The sequence below is a fragment of the Pseudomonas sp. Sample_21 genome, from assembly GCF_004307525.1.
Classification (GTDB): Bacteria; Pseudomonadota; Gammaproteobacteria; order Pseudomonadales; family Pseudomonadaceae; genus Aquipseudomonas; species Aquipseudomonas atacamensis.
This window is the reverse complement of the sequence record NZ_RCNZ01000036.1, coordinates 187,526-208,094: the sequence shown is the minus strand read 5'-3', so window position 1 is coordinate 208,094 and position 20,569 is coordinate 187,526. Positions and strand designations below refer to the sequence as shown.

Annotated in this window: 12 protein-coding genes; 8 read left to right on the top strand and 4 right to left on the bottom strand. The window is 60.7% G+C overall.

Translation table 11 applies throughout. From position 1 onward, the window contains the following. Positions 1 to 136 precede the first annotated feature (136 nt). The 4 genes from D8U71_RS05470 to D8U71_RS05455 all read left to right on the top strand — a co-directional run bounded on the left by D8U71_RS05470 (position 137) and on the right by D8U71_RS05455 (position 7,959). A complete protein-coding gene (locus tag D8U71_RS05470) occupies positions 137 to 3,244 on the top strand; it encodes an efflux RND transporter permease subunit (protein ID WP_130887337.1) in 3,108 nt (1,035 codons plus the stop codon). Further along, the gene (locus D8U71_RS05465) at positions 3,241 to 4,710 is read left to right on the top strand and encodes an efflux transporter outer membrane subunit (protein ID WP_122507276.1); all 1,470 of its coding nucleotides are present in this window, start codon (positions 3,241 to 3,243) and stop codon (positions 4,708 to 4,710) included. Before D8U71_RS05470 ends, D8U71_RS05465 begins: the two co-directional genes overlap by 4 nt. Positions 4,711 to 5,011: 301 nt before the next feature. Beyond that, positions 5,012 to 7,093: an EAL domain-containing protein gene (locus tag D8U71_RS05460; RefSeq protein WP_024012869.1), complete on the top strand. Its 2,082-nt coding sequence runs from the start codon at positions 5,012 to 5,014 to the stop codon at positions 7,091 to 7,093. A 119-nt stretch (positions 7,094 to 7,212) separates the two neighbouring features. Continuing rightward, on the top strand, positions 7,213 to 7,959 hold the full coding sequence (locus tag D8U71_RS05455; protein ID WP_130887336.1) for an SDR family oxidoreductase: 747 nt from the start codon (positions 7,213 to 7,215) through the stop codon (positions 7,957 to 7,959). A 131-nt stretch (positions 7,960 to 8,090) separates the two neighbouring features. Here D8U71_RS05455 and mapR read toward each other — a convergent pair whose 3' ends face one another. From mapR to D8U71_RS05435, 3 genes are all read right to left on the bottom strand, one after another. Then, the gene (gene mapR / locus D8U71_RS05445; RefSeq protein ID WP_130887334.1) at positions 8,091 to 9,500 is read right to left on the bottom strand and encodes a GntR family transcriptional regulator MpaR; all 1,410 of its coding nucleotides are present in this window, start codon (positions 9,498 to 9,500) and stop codon (positions 8,091 to 8,093) included. A 238-nt stretch (positions 9,501 to 9,738) separates the two neighbouring features. Then, a complete protein-coding gene (gene ccoG / locus D8U71_RS05440; RefSeq protein ID WP_130887333.1) occupies positions 9,739 to 11,169 on the bottom strand; it encodes a cytochrome c oxidase accessory protein CcoG in 1,431 nt (476 codons plus the stop codon). 195 nt (positions 11,170 to 11,364) lie between these two features. Further along, entirely contained in the window at positions 11,365 to 11,613 is a 249-nt protein-coding gene (locus tag D8U71_RS05435) for a DUF3203 family protein (RefSeq protein WP_130887332.1), read from the bottom strand. A 123-nt stretch (positions 11,614 to 11,736) separates the two neighbouring features. Here D8U71_RS05435 and D8U71_RS05430 point away from each other — a divergent pair, with 123 nt between their 5' ends. Further along, positions 11,737 to 12,249, top strand: a complete 513-nt coding sequence (locus D8U71_RS05430) for an MgtC/SapB family protein (RefSeq protein ID WP_016774631.1) — start codon at positions 11,737 to 11,739, stop codon at positions 12,247 to 12,249. Between the two features lie 167 nt (positions 12,250 to 12,416). On the opposite strand, the gene D8U71_RS28330 is transcribed toward D8U71_RS05430, so the two are convergent. Further along, positions 12,417 to 12,575 (bottom strand): hypothetical protein, encoded by a 159-nt coding sequence (locus D8U71_RS28330; RefSeq protein WP_163012245.1) that lies wholly within the window; start codon positions 12,573 to 12,575, stop codon positions 12,417 to 12,419. Positions 12,576 to 12,792: 217 nt separating this feature from the next. Here D8U71_RS28330 and D8U71_RS05425 point away from each other — a divergent pair, with 217 nt between their 5' ends. The 3 genes from D8U71_RS05425 (at position 12,793) to glgB (ending at position 20,552) form a co-directional block, all read left to right on the top strand. Then, the gene (locus tag D8U71_RS05425; RefSeq protein ID WP_122704404.1) at positions 12,793 to 14,790 is read left to right on the top strand and encodes an alpha-1,4-glucan--maltose-1-phosphate maltosyltransferase; all 1,998 of its coding nucleotides are present in this window, start codon (positions 12,793 to 12,795) and stop codon (positions 14,788 to 14,790) included. 186 nt (positions 14,791 to 14,976) lie between these two features. Next, on the top strand, positions 14,977 to 18,318 hold the full coding sequence (treS, locus tag D8U71_RS05420) for a maltose alpha-D-glucosyltransferase (protein WP_130887331.1): 3,342 nt from the start codon (positions 14,977 to 14,979) through the stop codon (positions 18,316 to 18,318). Positions 18,319 to 18,320: 2 nt separating this feature from the next. Next, entirely contained in the window at positions 18,321 to 20,552 is a 2,232-nt protein-coding gene (glgB, locus tag D8U71_RS05415) for a 1,4-alpha-glucan branching protein GlgB (protein ID WP_016774635.1), read from the top strand. Positions 20,553 to 20,569: the final 17 nt, after the last annotated feature.

Sequence of the window (20,569 nt, the reverse complement as noted above, 5' to 3'; positions counted from 1 at the left end):
CTCAATCAGCACATATCCCTTGTGGGAGCGAGCTTGCTCGCGAAAGCGGTGGGTCAGTCACTTTCAATGTTGAATGTAATACCGCATTCGCGAGCAAGCTCGCTCCCACAGGGTTCGGCGGTAGGGGCTGGAGCGCATGAATCTTTCAGGTCCCTTCATCAAACGCCCCGTAGCAACCATGCTGCTCTCCCTGGCAATCATGTTGCTCGGCGGGGTCAGCTTCGGTCTGTTGCCGGTATCGCCGCTGCCGCAGATGGACTTCCCGGTGATCGTGGTTCAGGCCAGTCTGCCGGGCGCCAGTCCCGAGGTGATGGCTTCGACGGTGGCGACGCCGCTGGAGCGGTCGTTCGGTGCAATTGCCGGCGTCAATACCATGAGCAGCCGTTCCAGTCAGGGTTCGACGCGGGTGATTCTGCAATTTGACCTCGACCGCGACATTAACGGCGCGGCGCGGGAAGTGCAGGCGGCGATCAACGCCTCGCGCAATCTGCTGCCAAGCGGGATGCGCAGCATGCCGACCTATAAAAAGGTCAACCCGTCGCAGGCGCCGATCATGGTGCTGTCGCTGACTTCGGATGTGCTGGAAAAAGGCCAGCTCTACGACTTGGCCTCGACCATCCTCTCGCAAAGCCTGTCGCAAGTGCAGGGCGTCGGTGAAGTGCAGATCGGTGGCAGTTCGCTGCCGGCGGTGCGCATCGAGCTCGAACCGCAGGCGCTGAACCAATATGGCGTGGCCCTCGACGATGTGCGCAAGACCATTGCCGACGCCAACGTGCGCCGCCCCAAGGGTTCGGTCGAGGACGGCGAGCGCTTGTGGCAGATCCAGGCCAACGACCAGTTGGAGAAAGCCAAGGATTATGAGTCGCTGATCATTCACTACGCCGACGGCGCCGCATTGCGTCTCAAGGATGTGGCGAAAGTCAGCGATGGCGTCGAAGACCGTTACAACAGCGGTTTCTTCAACGACGATGCGGCGGTGCTGCTGGTGATCAACCGTCAGGCCGGCGCCAACATCATCGAGACGGTCAACGAGATCAAGGCGCAGTTGCCCGCGCTGCAAGCGGTGCTGCCGGCCAGCGTCAAACTCAATCTGGCCATGGATCGCTCGCCAGTGATCAAGGCTACGCTGCATGAAGCCGAGATGACCTTGCTGATCGCCGTCGCCCTGGTGGTGCTGGTGGTGTACCTGTTTCTGGGTAACTTCCGCGCCTCGCTGATCCCGACCCTGGCGGTGCCGGTGTCGCTGGTCGGTACCTTTGCGGTGATGTACCTCTACGGGTTCTCGCTGAACAACCTGTCGCTGATGGCGCTGATTCTCGCCACAGGTCTGGTGGTGGACGACGCCATCGTGGTGCTGGAAAACATTTCCCGGCACATCGACGAAGGCGTCAAGCCGATGCAGGCCGCGTACCTCGGCGCCAAGGAAGTCGGCTTTACCCTGCTGTCGATGAACGTCTCGCTGGTGGCGGTGTTCCTGTCGATCCTGTTCATGGGCGGGTTGGTCGAAAGCCTGTTCCGCGAATTTTCCATCACCCTGGCGGCGGCAATCGTGGTGTCGCTGGTGGTTTCCCTGACGCTGACACCGATGCTCTGCGCGCGCTGGCTCAAGCCGCACACGCCGGGCCAGGAAAACCGCCTGCAACGCTGGAGCCAGAAGACCAACGACTGGATGGTCGGCAAATACGCCACTAGCCTCGACTGGGTATTGCGTCATCGCCGTCTGACCTTGTTCAGTCTGCTGCTCACCGTTGGCGTCAACATTGCGCTCTATGTGGTGGTGCCGAAAACCTTCCTGCCGCAACAGGACACCGGCCAGTTGATCGGTTTCGTGCGTGGCGACGACGGTCTGTCGTTCAACGTCATGCAGCCAAAAATGGAAACCTTCCGCCGCGCCGTGCTCAAGGACGAAGCGGTGGAAAGCGTGGCCGGGTTCATCGGCGGCAACAACGGCACCAACAACGCCTTCATGATCGTGCGCCTGAAGCCGATCAAGGAGCGCCAGCTTTCAGCGCAGAAGGTCATAGAACGCCTGCGCAAGGAAATGCCCAAGGTGCCAGGGGCGCAGTTGATGCTGATGGCCGACCAGGATCTGCAATTTGGCGGCGGCCGCGAGCAGACCAGTTCGCAATACACCTACATCCTGCAAAGCGGCGACCTCGCCGAGCTGCGCAAGTGGTTCCCGAAAGTGGTCACCGCGTTGCGTGCCTTGCCCGAGCTGACCGCCATCGATGCCCGCGAAGGTGCCGGGGCGCAACAGGTGACGCTGATTGTCGACCGGGATCAGGCCAAGCGCCTGGGGGTCGACATGAACATGGTCACCGCCGTGCTCAATAACGCCTACAGCCAGCGGCAGATTTCGACGATCTACGACAGCCTCAACCAGTATCAGGTGGTGATGGAGGTCAATCCGAAATACGCCCAGGATCCGGTGACGCTCAAGCAGGTCGAAGTGATCACCGCTGACGGTGCGCGGGTGCCGCTGTCGACGTTCGCCCATTACGAAAACAGCCTGGAAAACGACCGGGTCAGTCATGAAGGCCAGTTCGCGTCCGAAAGCATTTCCTTTGACATGGCCGAAGGCGTGACCGTAGAGCAGGGCAGTGCCGCCATTGAACGGGCGATCGCCAAGGTCGGCCTGCCGGAGGATGTAATTGCGAAAATGGCCGGCACCGCTGACGCCTTCGCGGCCACGCAGAAGAGCCAGCCGTTCATGATCCTCGGTGCGTTGCTGGCCGTGTATCTGGTGCTCGGTGTGCTGTATGAAAGCTACATCCATCCGCTGACCATTCTTTCGACGTTGCCCTCGGCCGGGGTTGGCGCGTTGCTGTCGATCTATGCATTGGGGGGCGAGTTCAGCCTGATTTCCCTGCTGGGGATATTCCTGCTGATCGGCGTGGTGAAAAAGAACGCCATTCTGATGATCGATCTGGCGCTGCAATTGGAGCGTCATCAGGGCCTGTCGCCGCTGGAGTCGATCCGCAGCGCCTGCCTGCAACGCTTGCGGCCGATCCTGATGACCACGCTGGCGGCGATCCTCGGCGCCTTGCCGTTGCTGCTCGGCCGTGCCGAGGGTGCGGAAATGCGCCAGCCGCTGGGCCTGACCATCATTGGCGGCCTGGTGTTCAGCCAGGTCCTGACCCTTTACACCACCCCGGTGGTTTACCTTTATCTCGACAAGCTGCGCCATCGCTTCAACAAATGGCGTGGCGTGCGCACTGATGCCGCTCTGGAAACTCCGCTATGACTGACCGTTCGCTTCTCCAATTGGCCACCGTTCGCGGCTCGCGCCTGTTGAGCCTGTCACTGTGCGTGGCGCTGCTCAGCGCTTGCGCAGTCGGCCCGGACTACCAGCGCCCGCAAACCGCCGAAATCGCTCAGTTCAAGGAAGCCGAAGGCTGGCGTCAGGCCAATCCCAGCGACTCGCTGGCCCGTGGCGCCTGGTGGGAGTTGTACGGCGACCAACAGCTCAACGCCTTGATCGAAAAACTCAACAGCTCCAACCAGACCGTTGCCCAGTCCGAAGCGCAGTTTCGTCAGGCGCAGGCTTTGGTGCGCAGTGCACGCGGGGCGTTTTACCCGAGCGTCGACCTGAGTCTGGGCAAGACCCGTTCGAGTCAGGGCACCGGTAGCAGCAGTTCGAGCCTGAGCAGTTCCTCAAGCGGCATCCGCGACACTTATAACGCGCAGTTGGGCGTCAGTTGGGAAGCCGACGTCTGGGGCAAGCTGCGCCGTGGCCTGGAGGCCGACGAGGCCAACGCCCAGGCGAGCTTTGCCGATCTGGCAGCGATGCGTCTGAGTCAGCAATCGGAGCTGGTGCAGAACTACCTGCAACTGCGCGTCATCGATCAGCAGAAGCGTTTGCTCGAGGCCACCGTTGCCGCTTATGAACGGTCGCTGAAAATGACCCAGAACCAGTATCGTGCCGGGGTTTCCGGGCGCGATGCGGTGGCGCAGGCGCAAACCCAGTTGAAAAGCACCCAGGCCGATCTCGTCGACCTGATCTGGCAGCGCGCACAGTTCGAAAACGCTATTGCCGTACTGACCGGCGAAGCACCGGCCAACTTCAGCATTGCCGAAAGCCAGAGCATCCCGAATCTGCCGCAGGTACCGCTGAGCTTGCCTTCACAACTGCTGGAACGCCGTCCTGACATCGCTTCGGCCGAACGCTCGGTGATTGCCGCCAATGCCAACATCGGCGTGGCGAAAGCCGCGTATTACCCGGACCTGACCCTGAGCCTGAGCGGCGGCTACAGCAGCAGTACCTCGAAAAACCTGATCAGCCTGCCGAACCGTTTCTGGTCGGTCGGCCCGCAGCTTTCCTTGCCGCTGTTCGACGGTGGCATTCGTTCGGCCGAGGTCGACCGCAGCGAGGCGGCCTATGACGAAACCGTCGCGCGCTACCGCCAGACTGTGCTCGACGGTTTCCGCGAAGTGGAAAACTACCTGGTCCAGCTCAAGGTGTATGAAGACGAAGCGGCAGTGCGCCAGGAAGCGCTGGATGCCGCCCGCGATTCCCTGCGCCTGACGGAAAACCAGTACAAGGCCGGGCTGATTGCCTATATCGATGTGGTAGTGGTGCAGGCCACGGCGCTGAGTAACGAACGTAGTGTGCTGAATATTCTGCAGAGTCGATTGATTGCCAGCGTGCAACTGATCGCCGCACTGGGCGGCGGCTGGGACGGCCAACTGGACGTCAGCGACAACCGCTGAACCTGTGGGAGCGAGCTTGCTCGCGAAAGCGGTGGGTCAGGCAACTACGATGGTGGCTGTGCCGACGCCTTCGCGAGCAGGCTCGCTCCCACAGGGATTTGTGGCCGGCGTGAGATAGCTTTCACAAGTTGTGCTTAAAGCCCACCGCAGAGCCTTGTAGGACGATCGAACAAGCGTTTCATCGGCTTGATGGCATTTTGGTTACTTTGTCAGTGCGTTCTTCCGCGCAATCAGTACAATCGCCGCATTTGCCCGACCGAGAATGGAAGCAGTACGGTTTCGGCTTGTCACGAGAACGTCCATGCTCATCGGCAGCTATTCCTTCACTTTGGTTTTCATCTCGTTGTGCGTGGCCATTCTGGCTTCCTACACGGCGCTCGATCTCACTGGGCGCATCGCCACGGCGAAAGGCCGGGCCGTGCATTTCTGGACGGCGGGCGGGGCGTTGGCGATGGGCGTTGGCGTCTGGTCGATGCATTTCATCGGCATGCTCGCCTTCAAATTGCCGATCGACCTGGGCTATGACTTCACCCTGACTGCGCTGTCGCTGCTGATCGCGGTGCTGTCCTGCGGTTTTGCGTTGTGGCTGGTCAGCCAACCGAAACTGCCACTGGCGCAACTGGCCTTCGGTGCGTTGATCATGGGAGCGGGCATCAGCGCCATGCACTACACCGGCATGGCCGCGCTGCGCATGACCCCGGGCATCGATTACGACCCGACGCTGTTCAGTGCCTCCCTGCTGATTGCCGTCGGCGCCTCGGCAGCGGCATTGTGGATTGCCTTTCGCCTGCGCCAGCATTCGCCCTATGTGCGGCTGATTCGTGCCGGCGCGGCGGTGATCATGGGGGTGGCGATTGTCGGCATGCACTACACCGGCATGGCGGCGGCGCAATTTCCTGACGGCAGTTTCTGCGGCGCGACGCTCAATGGCTTGAAGGGCAATGGCCTCGACAGTCTGGTCGTGGTGACCACGCTGGCGGTGCTGTCGATTGCCCTGTTGACCTCGATTCTCGATGCCCGCCTCGAAGCGCGCACCGCCGATCTGGCGCACTCGCTGACCGTCGCCAACCGCGAACTCACCCAACTGGCCTTGCACGATCCACTGACCAGTCTGCCCAATCGCATGTTGCTCGACGACCGCATCAATCAGGCGATCAGAAAAGTTGAAGAGCAGGGTGGCTGCTTTGCCTTGATGTTCATCGACCTTGATGGCTTCAAGCCGGTCAACGACGCATTCGGCCATCACATGGGTGACCAATTGCTGCGCGAGGTCGGCGCGCGTCTGCGTGAAGACTTGCGCAGCCAGGACACCCTGGCGCGGATCGGTGGTGATGAGTTCGTTCTGCTGGTGCGCTTGAGCGAGCCCAATGACGCCTTGAGCCTGGCTGCGCGTCAGGTCGGCCTGATCGGTCGCACGTTCCGCGTCGCCGAGCATGATCTGCAGATTTCCGCCAGCGTCGGCATTGCCCTGTATCCGGGCAACGGCGCCAACGCCCAGGAACTGCTGATGAACGCCGACGCCGCGATGTACCACGCCAAGGGCGGCGGCAAAAACGGCTACAGCTTCTTCGATGCGTCGATGAACACCAACGCGCGCAAACAACTGCAACTGTTGCAGGACCTGCGCGCGGCCATCGAGCACAACCAGTTCTGCCTGCATTACCAGCCCAAATTCGACGCCGCCAATGGCCGTCCGGTCGGTGCCGAAGCACTGCTGCGTTGGAAGCATCCGCTGCACGGCATGCTGATGCCGGACAAGTTCATCGATCTGGCGGAAAAAACCGGGCTGATCATTCCGATGGGCGAATGGGTGCTCAACGAAGCCTGCCGGCAGATGCGCGAATGGTACGTGCTCGGTTACACCGACTGGCGCATTGCCGTAAACCTCTCTGCCTTGCAGTTTTGTCATGCCGGGCTGGTGCAAAGCGTGGCCAAGGCGCTGGCGACCCACCACTTGCCGGCCAACAGCCTGACCCTGGAAATCACTGAAACCACAGCGATGAGCGACGCTGATGCGAGCATGACTGTGCTGCAAGAGCTATCGGACATGGGCGTCGACCTGTCGATCGACGACTTCGGCACCGGTTATTCCAGCCTGATGTACCTCAAGCGCCTGCCGGCCAATGAATTGAAGATCGACCGCGGTTTCGTCCGTGATCTGGAGCACGACAGCGATGATGCGGCGATCGTCTCGGCGATTGTTGCGCTGGGGCAGGCCCTGGATCTGCGGATTGTCGCCGAGGGTGTCGAGACCGGCGCGCAACAGGATTTCCTCACCAAACTGGGCTGTGACTCGCTGCAGGGCTATCTGCTCGGCCACCCGATGCCGGCGGAGCGCTTCATGCAGGACATCGTGCGCGGGCAACGGCTGGCGGTGGTCTGAGAGACCCTGTGGGAGCGGGCTTGCTCGCGAAGGCGCCCGAATAGGCGCCACATGCAAAACCCGCCAATCGCAGTTATTCTTCCCCCGACTGTTACGTGTGCACGTGGGGGAAGGCCAGCATGGATAAAGTCATTGTCATCACCGGTGGCGGGCGTGGAATCGGCGCGGCTACGGCATTGTTGGCAGCCGAACAGGGCTACCGGATCTGCATCAACTATCAGTCGGATGAACAGGCCGCACACAGCGTACTCGAGCAGGTTCGCGCCTTGGGCGCCCAGGCCATCGCGGTTCGCGCCGATGTCAGTATCGAAGACGAAGTGATCGCGATGTTTCAGCGCGTCGACAATGAACTGGGCCGGGTTACCGCGCTGGTCAACAACGCCGGCACCGTCGGGCAGAAGTCGCGAGTCGATGAAATGTCCGAATTCCGCATCCTCAAAATCATGAAAACCAACGTGCTGGCGCCGATCCTCTGCGCCAAGCACGCGATCCTGCGCATGTCGCCCAAACACGGCGGGCAGGGCGGCAGCATCGTCAACGTCTCCTCGGTCGCGGCACGCCTCGGTTCGCCGAACGAGTACGTTGATTACGCCGCATCCAAGGGTGCGCTCGACACGTTCACCATCGGTCTGTCGAAAGAAGTCGCAGGTGAGGGCATTCGCGTCAATGCCGTGCGTCCGGGCTACATCTACACCGACTTCCATGCCCTGAGCGGCGACCCGGATCGGGTCAGCAAGCTCGAATCGGCGATTCCCATGGCCCGGGGCGGGCGGCCGGATGAAGTGGCGGAGGCGATTGTCTGGTTGCTGTCGGACAAGGCGTCGTATGCGACCGGGACGTTTGTTGATTTGGGGGGTGGGCGGTAAACCAGTGGATTTGCAGTGTTAATGCCGGACTCTTCGCGAGCAGGCTCGCTCCCACATTGGTTCTGTATTCACAAATCAACTGTGGGAGCGAGCCTGCTCGCGAAGGGGACAGTCCAGACAACATCTATCCCTCAGAACGACCGCACAATCCGCCCCAACGTCTCCATGGCCTTTTCCGATTCCTCGGTCCACGGGCTGCCGTAATTCAAGCGAATGCAATTTCTGAAACGCTGGGTCGGTGAGAATATCGGCCCCGGCGCGATGCTGATGCCTTGCGCCAATGCCATTTGAAACAGCTTCAGCGAATCCATCTGCTCCGGCAATTCCAGCCACAGAAAGTAGCCGCCCGCCGGCTGGCTGACGCGGGTCTGTGCCGGAAAGTAACGGGCAATCGCCGCGAGCATCGCGCTCTGCTGTTCTTCCAGGGCATAACGCAGTTTGCGCAGATGCCGATCGTAGCCGCCGTGTTGCAGATAATCGGCAATCGCCGCTTGCGCCGGCATCGAAGCGCACAGCGAGGTCATCAGCTTCAGTCGCTCGATCTTCTGCGCGAAACGCCCGGCCGCCACCCAGCCGATGCGGTAGCCGGGGGCGAGACTTTTGGCGAACGAGCCGCAATGCATGACCAATCCTTCGGTATCAAAAGCCTTGGCCGGTTTTGGCGCCTGTTGCCCGTAATAAAGCTCGGCGTAGACGTCGTCCTCGATCAACGGCACCTGATGCTGACGCAGCAGTTCGACCAGTTCCTGTTTCTTCACCTCGGGCACGGTCGCGCCCATCGGGTTGTGGAAACTGGTCATGCACCAGCAGGCCTTGATCGGATGGCGTTCCAGAGTTTGCGCGAGCACGCCGAGGTCGATGCCGTCACGCGGGTGCACGGGGATTTCCACGGCTTTGAGCTTCAGGCGCTCCAGCACTTGCAGGCAGGCATAAAACGCCGGGGCCTCGATGGCCACCAGATCGCCGGGCTCGGTCACTGCTTGCAGGCACAGGTTCAGCGCTTCGAGAGCGCCGTTGGTGATGAGCAATTCTTCCATCGGCAGCATCAGCCCGCCGACCATGTAGCGCAGGGCAATCTGTCGGCGCAGTTGCGGGTTGCCCGGCGACATATCGGTGACGACCATGCGCGGATCCATCTCCCGCGCGGCGCTGGCCAGGGAGCGCGACAGGCGTTGCAGCGGGAACAGGGTCGGGCTGGGGAAGGCCGAGCCGAACGGTACGGTATTGGGATCTTTGATCGAATCGAGTACCGAGAACACCAGTTCGCTGACGTCAACCTCGGTGGATTCGTTGACCTGGCTGCTGATCACCGGCTCGGAAAATGTGCTCGGTGTATGGGCGTTGACGAAGTAACCGGAGCGCGGCCGGGCGCGGATCAGGCCGCGGCGTTCGAGCAGGTAATAGGCCTGGAATACTGTCGACGGGCTAACCCCGTAAGCCTGGCTGGCATAGCGCACCGACGGTACCCGCTGGCCAGGGCCGAGGACGCCGGAGCGGATCAGTTCAGCGATGTCGTCGGCGAATTTTTCGTAGCGTTTCATCGGTGGGCCTTGGTGGACTTGATTTTGTGGGGTGTCAGGGAAGGAGCCCTCACCCTAGCCCTCTCCCAGAGGGAGAGGGGACTGATTGGGGGATGCTGATGAAATACGCCGACCTGACAGTGCTTTGCCGAATCCATAATCGACTCGGTCTTTCAGGTCGATGCATAGCGACAGACACCTCGGTCGGCTCCCTCTCCCTCCGGGAGAGGGCTGGGGTGAGGGCAGCAATGCCAGCTCCTCAACGATTCATCGGCGCCACAAACCGGCTGTTCGCCACGCTGTATACCTGCGGCTCGTCACTGTCTTCAATCCTGAAACTCAATGTCTGCGAACTGCTCGCCGGGCGCTCGGTGGTCATCGCCACCGACACCGGCACATCGACAATCTCCCCGGGCGCCAGGCTCAATGCCGTTTTGCCCTGCAACGCAAACCCGTCGCCATCAACCAGACTCAACCGGTAATCCTGCCGTTGCTGAGTCTTGTTGATCACTTTCAGCGAATAAATATTCTCGATCTGGCCTTGAGCGTTCTCGCGGAACAACCCGCGATCCTTGGTCACGTCCAGCGACACCATCGGTCGCTCGATCAATGCCAGCGCCAACGCGCCGATCATCAACAACAACACCGCCGTGTAGCCAATCAAACGCGGACGCAGCAGGTTGGTCTTGCCGCCCTGCAATTCGCGCTCGGAACTGTAGCGGATCAGACCGCGCGGGTAATGCATTTTGTCCATGATCGAATCGCAGGCGTCGATGCATGCTGCGCAGCCGATGCATTCCATTTGCAAACCATCGCGGATATCGATGCCGGTCGGGCAGACCTGCACGCACAACTGGCAGTCGATGCAATCACCCAGGCCGGCTTCGACCGGGCGCACGTCACGCTTGCGCGGGCCGCGGTTTTCGCCGCGGCCGGCGTCGTAGGCAATGGTCAGCGTGTCCTTGTCGAACATCACACTCTGGAACCGCGCATACGGGCACATGTGCATGCACACCGCCTCACGCAGCCAACCGGCGTTGATGTAGGTGGCGGCGGCGAAAAACAGCACCCAGAACAGGCTGACCCCACCGATCTGCAGGGTCAGCAGTTCTTCGGCCAGCGGCCGGATCGGGGTGAAATAGCCGACGAAGGTCAGGCCGGTGATCACGCTGACTGCCAGCCACAGCGTGTGTTTGGCGGCACGCCGCGCCAGTTTGTTCAGGCTCCATGGCGCCGCTTGCAGTTTGATCCGCTGGTTGCGCTCGCCTTCGGTGATCTTCTCGCACCACATGAAGATCCACGTCCACGAACTCTGCGGGCAGGTGTAACCGCACCAGACGCGACCGGCAAACACGGTGATGGCGAAGAGTCCGAACGCAGCAATGATCAGCAGGGCCGAGAGCAGAATGAAATCCTGCGGCCAGAACGTCGCGCCAAAGATGTGGAATTTGCTTTCCGCCAGATCCCAAAGTACGGCCTGCCGACCGCCCCAGTTCAGCCACACGGTGCCGAAGAACAGCACAAACAGAAGTCCGGCACCGCTCATACGCAGGTTGCGGAACAGGCCGGTGAAACTGCGAGTGTGGATCTGCTTGTCGGTGGATCCGGCGGTCGCTTTCAGTGGGCGCGCGGGTACGCTTTTTATCGTTGGCGATGCTTCTACGGTTCGGACGGGGATTTGCTCGCTCATGTTCGTTCGCTCATCAGCCTCCATCAGGCCGATGCACTATGAGCGGCGATCTGTTTGCAGAACAGACTCAGGTTTGGCAATAAAAAGCGGATCAGATGAGGTTTGGCGCAGTGCCTGCGACAACTTGAAGCAACCTGCCAGGCGCGGCGCAAACGCCTATTGCAGGCGTCTGCGTCGGGTGTTGATCGAGGTCAATCAAACCACCGAATCACTGTCATCGGCCTTCAGATGTTTGCGCCCGTCCTTGGCCCCGGCGACGGTCAAGGCATCGGCTTCTGCTTCGGTGATGTAAGTGCGTTTGCCTTCGATTTCCACGAACGACATGGCTTTGTCGCTATCGGTCAGGACTTGGAGGGTGTCGCAGATGCGAATTTCCTCACCATGCTCGACGGTAAAAAAACACACTTTCTGCTCGGGGTTGGATTCATCGATTCGAACGGGCATGGCGGCAGTCCTTGTTCCAGGGAGGTCTGCATATTAGGAAGCGCAGCGCGCCGATCGTTCTGCGCAACCGATTAATGGTCGCTGTTGTCCATCGCTTATCAAGCCAATAACAAGGGAGGCACGATGGAAGACTGGTGGGATGAAGTGTGGGCCACGATGCAAGCCGAGTTCGCCGATATCGGTGATGCCTCGCAAATGACCCGAATCACCGTACGCCTGGTGATGGCGGCGATTCTCGGCGGGATACTCGGTTTCGAGCGCGAGCATAAAGGCAAGGCAGCGGGCGTGCGCACGCACATGCTGGTGGCATTGGGTGCTGCGCTATTCGTATTGGTGCCACAGACCTCGGGCGCAGAATCCGATGCGATGAGTCGCGTATTGCAGGGCGTGATTGCCGGGATCGGCTTTCTCGGCGCCGGCACCATTCTGAAAAATCAACAGGGCGACGAGGCCCATGTCAAAGGCCTGACCACGGCGGCGGGTTTATGGATGACGGCAGCGATCGGCGTGGCGGCGGGGCTGGGCAAGGAAGCGACGGCATTGCTCAGTACCATTCTGGCACTGGCGATCTTCAGCGTGATGCCGTACGTGGTGAGGGTGTTCGAAAAGGATGTCGACAAGAACGACCACCTCTGACTCCCCGCCGGCTGATGATCGTTCCCACGCTCCGCGTGGGAATGCTTCAACGGACGCTCCGCGTTCGGCTCTGGATGGGACGCAGAGCGTCCCGGGCTGCATTCCTTTGCTGCGCGTGGGAACGATCAGATCAGACGCGGAGCGTGGGAACGATCAGGGGGCAGGGGTCAGACGATCACCGGCGGCATCGTGCTCGGTGGCTCTTCTTTCGGTGGTGGCGTGGTGCCTGGCGGCTCTTGCTCGGGCACCGGTGGCGGTTCGGTATCCGGCAGGGTGGGTTTGTCGATGTTCGGATCGGGCGTTTCCGCCGGGATCGGGATGCTCATCAGGTGACCTCCGTATGGCACATGGCGTGGGACGTGCTTAAGTGAGTTGACCCGGCCACGACAAATTCGATCCGCAGGTTTGTCTTGTTAATTTCATCTGAACTTTTCCCCGCGCCGGTTGCTCGGAACCTAAGTGAGTTCATGACAGGGCCGGCGCTTTGTCGCGAATACTGTTCCGGCACAAGAGCGTCCTTGGGGCGTTAAGGAGAGATGCTCAATGACTGCTGAAAGACCTTCAGAGCTGAGTTACAACCCGCACATGCCGCTGTCGCAGGCGTTGCTGCTACCACGTATCGTCATCGAAAACACCATGCCGACTCTCGACGGCGGCCAGTTCGCCGCCAAATCGATTGCCGGACGCGAAGTGGTGGTGACCAGCAAAGTCTTTGCCGACGGCCATGACAAGCTCGCCGTGCGCATCCGCTGGCGCGAGGAAGGCCAGGAAACCTGGCAGACCGAGGTCATGTCCGATCAGGGCAATAACACCTGGCAAGGCCAGTTCCGCCCTGAGGAGCAGGGCCGCTACCTGTATTGCATCGAAGCGTGGATCGACCATTTCGCCAGCTTCCAGTACGAACTGGAAAAGAAGCACAGCGCGGCTGTGCCGGTTTCTCTGGAGTTGCAGGAAGGCCGCACGATGGTGCAACAGGCCGCCGAACGCAGCGAAGGGCAGCTCAGCGAGCAGCTCGCCGCGCTGCACCATGAATTGTCCGGCCTGCTCGAAACCGAGCAGGTTGCGCTGTTTCTGCACTCGCGCAGTGCAGAGCTGATGGCTCAGGCCGATCACCGCGCCTATCTGAGCATCAGCGCCGAATTCCCCATGGACGTCGAGCGCGAACTCGCCGAGTTCGCCAGTTGGTATGAGCTGTTTCCACGCTCGATCACCGACGATCCCCAGCGTCACGGCACTTTCAACGACGTGCACTCGCGTCTGCCGATGATTCAGGACATGGGCTTCGACGTGCTGTACTTCACGCCGATTCACCCCATCGGCCGCGCCCACCGCAAGGGCCGCAACAATTCCCTGACCGCTGGCCCGGACGATCCCGGCAGCCCGTACGCGATCGGCAGCGAGGAGGGTGGTCACGAGGCGATACATTCGCAACTCGGCACCCGTGAAGATTTCCGCCGCCTGGTGGCCGCCGCCGCCGACCATGGCCTGGAAATCGCTCTCGATTTCGCCATCCAGTGTTCTCAGGATCACCCGTGGCTCAAGGAGCATCCGGGCTGGTTCAACTGGCGCCCGGACGGCACGATCAAATACGCCGAAAATCCGCCGAAGAAATACCAGGATATCGTCAACGTCGACTTCTATGCGCCGGACGCGATTCCGAGCCTGTGGGTCGAGTTGCGCGACATCGTCGTCGGCTGGGTCAAGGAAGGCGTGAAAATCTTCCGCGTTGACAACCCGCACACCAAACCGCTGCCGTTCTGGCAATGGCTGATCGCCGATGTTCGCACGCTGTATCCGGAAGTGATCTTCCTCGCCGAGGCCTTCACCACTCCGGCGATGATGGCGCGTCTGGGCAAGGTCGGGTATTCGCAGAGCTACACCTATTTCACCTGGCGCAATACCAAGGCCGAGCTGGCGGAATACTTCACCGAGCTGAACCAGTCGCCGTGGCGCGAATGCTACCGGCCGAATTTCTTCGTCAATACCCCGGACATCAACCCGGCGTTTTTGCATGAGTCGGGGCGTCCCGGTTTCCTCATTCGCGCTGCCTTGGCAACGATGGGCTCGGGCCTGTGGGGCATGTATTCCGGTTTCGAATTGTGCGAATCGGCGCCGGTGCCGGGCAAAGAGGAGTATCTGGATTCCGAGAAATACGAGATCCGTGTCCGCGACTTCACCGCGCCGGGCAACATCATTGCCGAGATCGCTCAGCTCAACCGCATCCGCCGGCAGAACCCGGCGCTGCACACGCATCTGGGGCTGAAAATCTACAACGCCTGGAACGACAACATTCTGTACTTCGGCAAGCGCAGCGCCGATGGCAGCAATTTCATTCTGGTCGCGGTCAGCCTCGATCCGCATAACGTGCAGGAAGCGAATTTCGAATTGCCGCTGTGGGAAATGGGCCTGCCGGACGACGCCACCACCCATGGCGAAGACTTGATGAACGGCCATCGCTGGGACTGGCACGGCAAATATCAGTTCATGCGCATTGACCCGGCGTATCAGCCGTTCGGGATTTGGCGGATTTCAGCTTCGTAACATTGGCACCGCCTCCGTGGCGAGGGGATTTATCCCCGTTGGGGCGCGCAGCGGCCCCTTTTTTCAAGCTGCACCGCGTTAACAATTTGCGACTGCTGCGCAGCCGAACGGGGATAAATCCCCTCGCCACAGGGGCTCACCACTGCGAGTCCCTCGGTGTATCAGAGAATTTTTCAGGAGTTCCACATGGCGAAGAAACCCAAGGCAGCCGCCTTCATCAAAGACCCGCTCTGGTACAAGGACGCGGTGATCTATCAGGTTCACGTCAAATCGTTTTTCGACTCCAACAATGACGGGATCGGCGACTTTCCCGGGCTTATCGCCAAACTCGATTACATTGCCGACCTGGGCGTCAATACCATCTGGCTGCTGCCGTTCTATCCCTCGCCACGTCGCGACGACGGCTACGACATCGCCGAATACCGTGGCGTGCACAGCGACTACGGGACCATGGCCGACGCCAAGCGCTTCATTGCCGAAGCGCACAAGCGCGGTCTGCGGGTGATTACCGAGCTGGTCATCAACCACACCTCCGACCAGCACCCGTGGTTTCAGCGTGCGCGTAAAGCCAAGCCGGGTTCGGCGGCGCGGGATTTCTACGTCTGGTCCGATGACGACCAGAAATACGACGGCACGCGGATCATCTTCCTCGACACCGAGAAGTCCAACTGGACCTGGGACCCGGTCGCCGGTCAGTACTTCTGGCACCGCTTCTACTCGCACCAGCCGGACCTGAACTTCGATAACCCGCAAGTGATGAAAGCCGTGTTGTCGGTGATGCGCTACTGGCTGGACATGGGCATCGACGGCCTGCGCCTTGACGCGATTCCGTACCTGATCGAGCGCGACGGCACCAACAACGAAAACCTGCCCGAGACCCACGACGTCCTCAAGCAGATCCGTGCCGAGATCGACGCCAACTACCCCGACCGGATGCTGCTGGCCGAGGCCAATCAGTGGCCGGAAGACACTCAGCTGTATTTCGGTGACACCGATGCCGCTGGGGTCAATGGCGACGAATGCCACATGGCCTTCCACTTCCCGCTGATGCCGCGCATGTACATGGCGCTGGCGCAGGAAGATCGCTTCCCGATTACCGACATTCTCCGGCAGACCCCGGAAATTCCGGCGAATTGCCAGTGGGCGATTTTCCTGCGCAACCACGATGAGCTGACCCTGGAAATGGTCACCGACCGTGAGCGCGATTACCTGTGGAATTATTACGCGGCTGACCGTCGCGCGCGGATCAACCTCGGTATTCGCCGTCGTCTCGCACCGTTGATGGAACGCGACCGTCGCCGCATCGAACTGCTCAACAGCCTGCTGCTGTCGATGCCCGGCACGCCGACTCTGTATTACGGCGACGAAATCGGTATGGGCGACAACATCTACCTCGGCGACCGCGACGGCGTGCGTACGCCGATGCAGTGGTCGATCGACCGCAACGGCGGTTTCTCCCGCGCCGATCCGGCCAGTCTGGTACTGCCGCCGATCATGGACCCGCAGTATGGCTATCAGTCGGTCAACGTCGAAACCCAGTCCGGCGATCCGCATTCGCTGTTGAACTGGACGCGGCGCCTGCTGGCCGTGCGCAAGCAATCGAAAGCGTTCGGCCGTGGCACGTTGAAAATGCTCTCGCCGGCCAACCGTCGCGTGCTGGCTTATACCCGCGAATACACCGATGTCGATGGCAAGCACGAAATCATCCTGTGCGTGGCCAACGTCTCGCGAAGTGCGCAAGCGGTGGAGCTGGATCTGTCGGCGTACGTCGGCATGGTGCCGGTGGAAATGCTCGGCGGTAACGCGTTCCCGCCGATCGGTCAGTTGAATTTCCTTCTGACCCTGGCGCCGTACGGCTTCTATTGGTTCGCGCTGGCAGCGGAGAACCAGATGCCGAGCTGGCACGTCGAGCCGGCGCAGAGCCTGCCGGACTTCACCACGCTGGTGCTGAAAAAACGCATGGAAGAATTGCTCGAAGCGCCGTCGCGTACGACGCTGGAGCAAAGCATTCTGCCGAGCTGGCTGCAGAACCGTCGCTGGTTCGCCGGCAAGGACGCGGCGATCGAGAAGGTCAATCTGGCTTACGGCGTGCGTTTCGGTGATGCCCAGCATCCAGTGCTGCTCAGCGAAATCGAAGTCACCAGCGGTGGCCAGACCAACCGTTATCAACTGCCGTTCGGCTTCATTGCCGAAGACCATGTCGGCCCGCCGTTGCCGCAGCAATTGGCGCTATCGCGTGTACGCCGTGTGCGTCAGGTCGGCCTGATTACCGATGCGTTCAGTCTGGAAACCTTCGTCCGCGCCGTTCTGCAAGGCATGCAGAACAACACCATACTGGAGTCGATCGAAGGCGAAATCCGTTTCGAACAGACAGATCATCTGGAAAAGCTCGGCCTCGGCGCCGAGTCGGATGTGCGCTACCTGTCGGCCGAGCAATCGAACAGCTCCGTGGTTGTCGGCAACAGCCTGGTGCTTAAGCTGATACGCAAAGTCGCTTCTGGCGTACACCCGGAACTGGAGATGAGCGCTTACCTGACCGAGGCCGGGTTTGCCAATATCTCGCCACTGCTGGGTTCGGTGATTCGCCGCGACGCGCAGGGTGAAGACAACTTGCTGATGATCGCCCAGGGCTACCTGAGCAATCAGGGCGACGCGTGGGAATGGACGCAGAACAACCTCGAACGGGCGTTGCGCGATGAACTGGCCGACGCCATGTCCGAGCAGGAGCAGCATTACAACGCGCTCGGCGAGCTGAAGGACTTCGCCGGCATGCTCGGCCAACGTCTGGGCGAGATGCATCAGGTGCTCGCTGCGCCAACCGACAACGCGGACTTTGCGCCGCAAGTATCGTCGAGCAAGGACATGGCCGCGACGGCCAAGGATGTCACCGCCCAGGTCGAACATGCCTTGAAACTGCTCAAGCAGCATCAAGGCGAGTTGAACGCGGCGGACCAGAAACTGGTCAAGCGTCTGCTCGACGAGAAGAAAACCATTCTTGCCCATGTGCAGGATCTGGCGAAGAAAGCCACTGGCGGCTTGCGCATCCGGGTGCATGGCGACTTGCATTTGGGTCAGGTGCTGGTGATCAAGGGCGATGCCTACTTGATCGACTTCGAGGGCGAACCGGCGCGGCCGTTGAGTGAGCGTCGCGGCAAGCACAGCCCGTACAAGGATGTCAGCGGCGTACTGCGTTCGTTTGATTACGCTGCGGCGATGACCATCAATGTGCACAACGTCGACAACAGCGTCGAAGCCGAAGCGGCGCGTAAACGTGTCGCCGAGCGTTATCTGCGCGAAGCACGCGAGGCATTTGTCCAGGCATACCGCGAGGCAGCAGCTAGTCTTGAGCATGCCTGGCAGGATCCTCAGGGTGCCGACGCCGCGCTGGCGTTGTTTGGCCTGGAAAAAGCCGCTTATGAAGTGGCCTACGAGGCGGAAAACCGCCCAACGTGGCTGCCCGTGCCATTGCACGGCTTGTATGGATTATTGACAGGGCTTAAACCCTTTTCCGATCTTGGTGGAGAGTAGTCATGAGTTTCTCGAACAAGGAACAGGGTGTGGTAAAGGAAGCATTGTTACCCTCGGCACGCGACATTGATGCCTTGGTACGCGCCGAACATCAGGACCCGTTTTCCATTCTCGGCCCGCACGGCGATGGCGCTGGTGGGCAATTCATCCGCGCTTATCTGCCGGGTGCGCTGAGTGTGGCGGTGCTGGACAAGGACAGCGGCGAAGAGCTTGGCCCGCTGGAGATGACCGAGACGCCGGGGCTGTTTGTCGGCCATTTCGATCAGGCGCGACCGTACCTGTTGCGCACGCGTTGGGCCGGTGGCGAGCAGGTCGCCGAAGATCCGTACAGCTTTGGTCAGCTGCTCGGGGAAATGGATTTGTATCTGTTTGCCGAAGGCAATCATCGTGACCTCAGCGCTTGCCTCGGTGCACAGCTGAAAACCGTTGATGGCGTTGACGGCGTGCGCTTTGCCGTGTGGGCGCCGAATGCCCGCCGTGTCTCGGTGGTTGGCGATTTCAACGTCTGGGACGGTCGTCGTCACCCGATGCGCCTGCGCCATCCTTCGGGCGTGTGGGAGTTGTTCATTCCGCGTTTGCAAGCGGGGGAGTTGTACAAGTACGAAATCCTTGGCGCCCACGGCATTCTGCCGCTCAAGGCCGACCCGATGGCGCTGGCCACCAGCCTGCCGCCGGATACCGCCTCGAAAGTCGCCTCGCCATTACAGATCGACTGGCAGGATCACGAGTGGATGAATTCCCGTCAGGATCGCCAGCAGCGATCCAAGCCTCTGTCGATCTACGAGTTGCACGCCGGCTCCTGGCAGTGCGAGCTGGATGATCTCGGCGAAGTCGCGCGCCAGTACACCTGGCCGGAACTGGCCGAGCGGCTGATTCCTTATGTGAAAGAGCTGGGATTCACCCACATCGAATTGATGCCGATCATGGAGCACCCGTTCGGTGGTTCCTGGGGTTACCAGTTGCTTTCGCAGTTCGCGCCGAGCGCACGTTACGGCACACCGGATCAGTTCGCCGCGTTCGTCAACGCCTGTCACCAGGCCGACATCGGGGTGATTCTCGACTGGGTGCCGGCGCATTTCCCCACCGATACCCACGGTCTGGCGCAGTTCGACGGCACCGCGCTGTACGAATACGGCAATCCGCTGGAAGGCTTCCATCAGGATTGGGACACGCTGATCTACAACCTCGGTCGCACGGAAGTGCACGGTTACATGCTGGCCTCGGCGCTGCACTGGCTGAAACACTTCCACATCGACGGCCTGCGTGTCGATGCCGTGGCCTCGATGCTATATCGCGACTATTCACGTAAAGCGGGCGAGTGGGTACCGAATCGTCACGGTGGTCGCGAGAACCTGGAGGCCATCGACTTCCTGCGTCATTTGAACGACGTGGTTGAACTGGAAGCGCCGGGTGCGCTGGTGATTGCCGAAGAGTCCACCGCATGGCCGGGCGTCAGCCAGAGCACCCAGCAGGGCGGCCTGGGCTTTTCCTACAAATGGAACATGGGCTGGATGCACGATTCGCTGCACTACATCCAGCAGGACCCGGTGTACCGCGCCCATCACCACAACGAGTTGAGCTTTGGTCTGGTCTATGCCTGGTCGGAACGCTTCATCCTGCCGATTTCCCACGACGAAGTGGTGCACGGCAAGCACTCGCTGATCGACAAGATGCCCGGCGACCGCTGGCAGAAGTTCGCCAACCTGCGCGCCTATCTGAGCTTCATGTGGACGCATCCGGGCAAGAAGCTGTTGTTCATGGGCTGCGAGTTTGGCCAGTGGCGCGAGTGGAACCACGATCAGCAACTGGACTGGTACCTGCTGCAGTACTCCGAGCACAAAGGTGTGCAGAAACTGGTGGGCGATCTCAACCGGCTGTATCGCGAAGAGCCGGCGCTGCACGATCAGGACGACGCGCCGCAAGGCTTCCAGTGGTTGATTGGCGATGATGCGATCAACAGCGTTTACGCGTGGCTACGCTGGAGCAAGGACGGCTCGCCGGTTTTGGTCGTCGCCAACTTCACACCGGTACCGCGCCAGTCGTATCGGGTCGGCGTGCCGTTTGCCGGACGCTGGACCGAGCTGTTCAACAGTGACGCCGACATTTACGCCGGCTCCAACTATGGCAATGGCGGCGGGGCATTGACCGATGAAGTACCGAGTCATGGTCAATCGTTGTCGCTGGAACTGAATCTTCCGCCGTTGGCGGTGTTGATTCTCAAGCCGCAGGGCTGATCCAGGAACAGTAAAAC

Coding starts and splice junctions, on each gene's coding strand:
- D8U71_RS05465 (WP_122507276.1), top strand. CDS start 3,241: ATGACTGACCGTTCGCTTCTCCAATTGGCCACCGTTCGCGGCTCGCGC.
- D8U71_RS05455 (WP_130887336.1), top strand. CDS start 7,213: ATGGATAAAGTCATTGTCATCACCGGTGGCGGGCGTGGAATCGGCGCG.
- ccoG (WP_130887333.1), bottom strand. CDS start 11,169: ATGAGCGAGCAAATCCCCGTCCGAACCGTAGAAGCATCGCCAACGATA.
- mapR (WP_130887334.1), bottom strand. CDS start 9,500: ATGAAACGCTACGAAAAATTCGCCGACGACATCGCTGAACTGATCCGC.
- D8U71_RS05460 (WP_024012869.1), top strand. CDS start 5,012: ATGCTCATCGGCAGCTATTCCTTCACTTTGGTTTTCATCTCGTTGTGC.
- glgB (WP_016774635.1), top strand. CDS start 18,321: ATGAGTTTCTCGAACAAGGAACAGGGTGTGGTAAAGGAAGCATTGTTA.
- D8U71_RS05435 (WP_130887332.1), bottom strand. CDS start 11,613: ATGCCCGTTCGAATCGATGAATCCAACCCCGAGCAGAAAGTGTGTTTT.
- treS (WP_130887331.1), top strand. CDS start 14,977: ATGGCGAAGAAACCCAAGGCAGCCGCCTTCATCAAAGACCCGCTCTGG.
- D8U71_RS05470 (WP_130887337.1), top strand. CDS start 137: ATGAATCTTTCAGGTCCCTTCATCAAACGCCCCGTAGCAACCATGCTG.
- D8U71_RS05430 (WP_016774631.1), top strand. CDS start 11,737: ATGGAAGACTGGTGGGATGAAGTGTGGGCCACGATGCAAGCCGAGTTC.
- D8U71_RS28330 (WP_163012245.1), bottom strand. CDS start 12,575: ATGAGCATCCCGATCCCGGCGGAAACGCCCGATCCGAACATCGACAAA.
- D8U71_RS05425 (WP_122704404.1), top strand. CDS start 12,793: ATGACTGCTGAAAGACCTTCAGAGCTGAGTTACAACCCGCACATGCCG.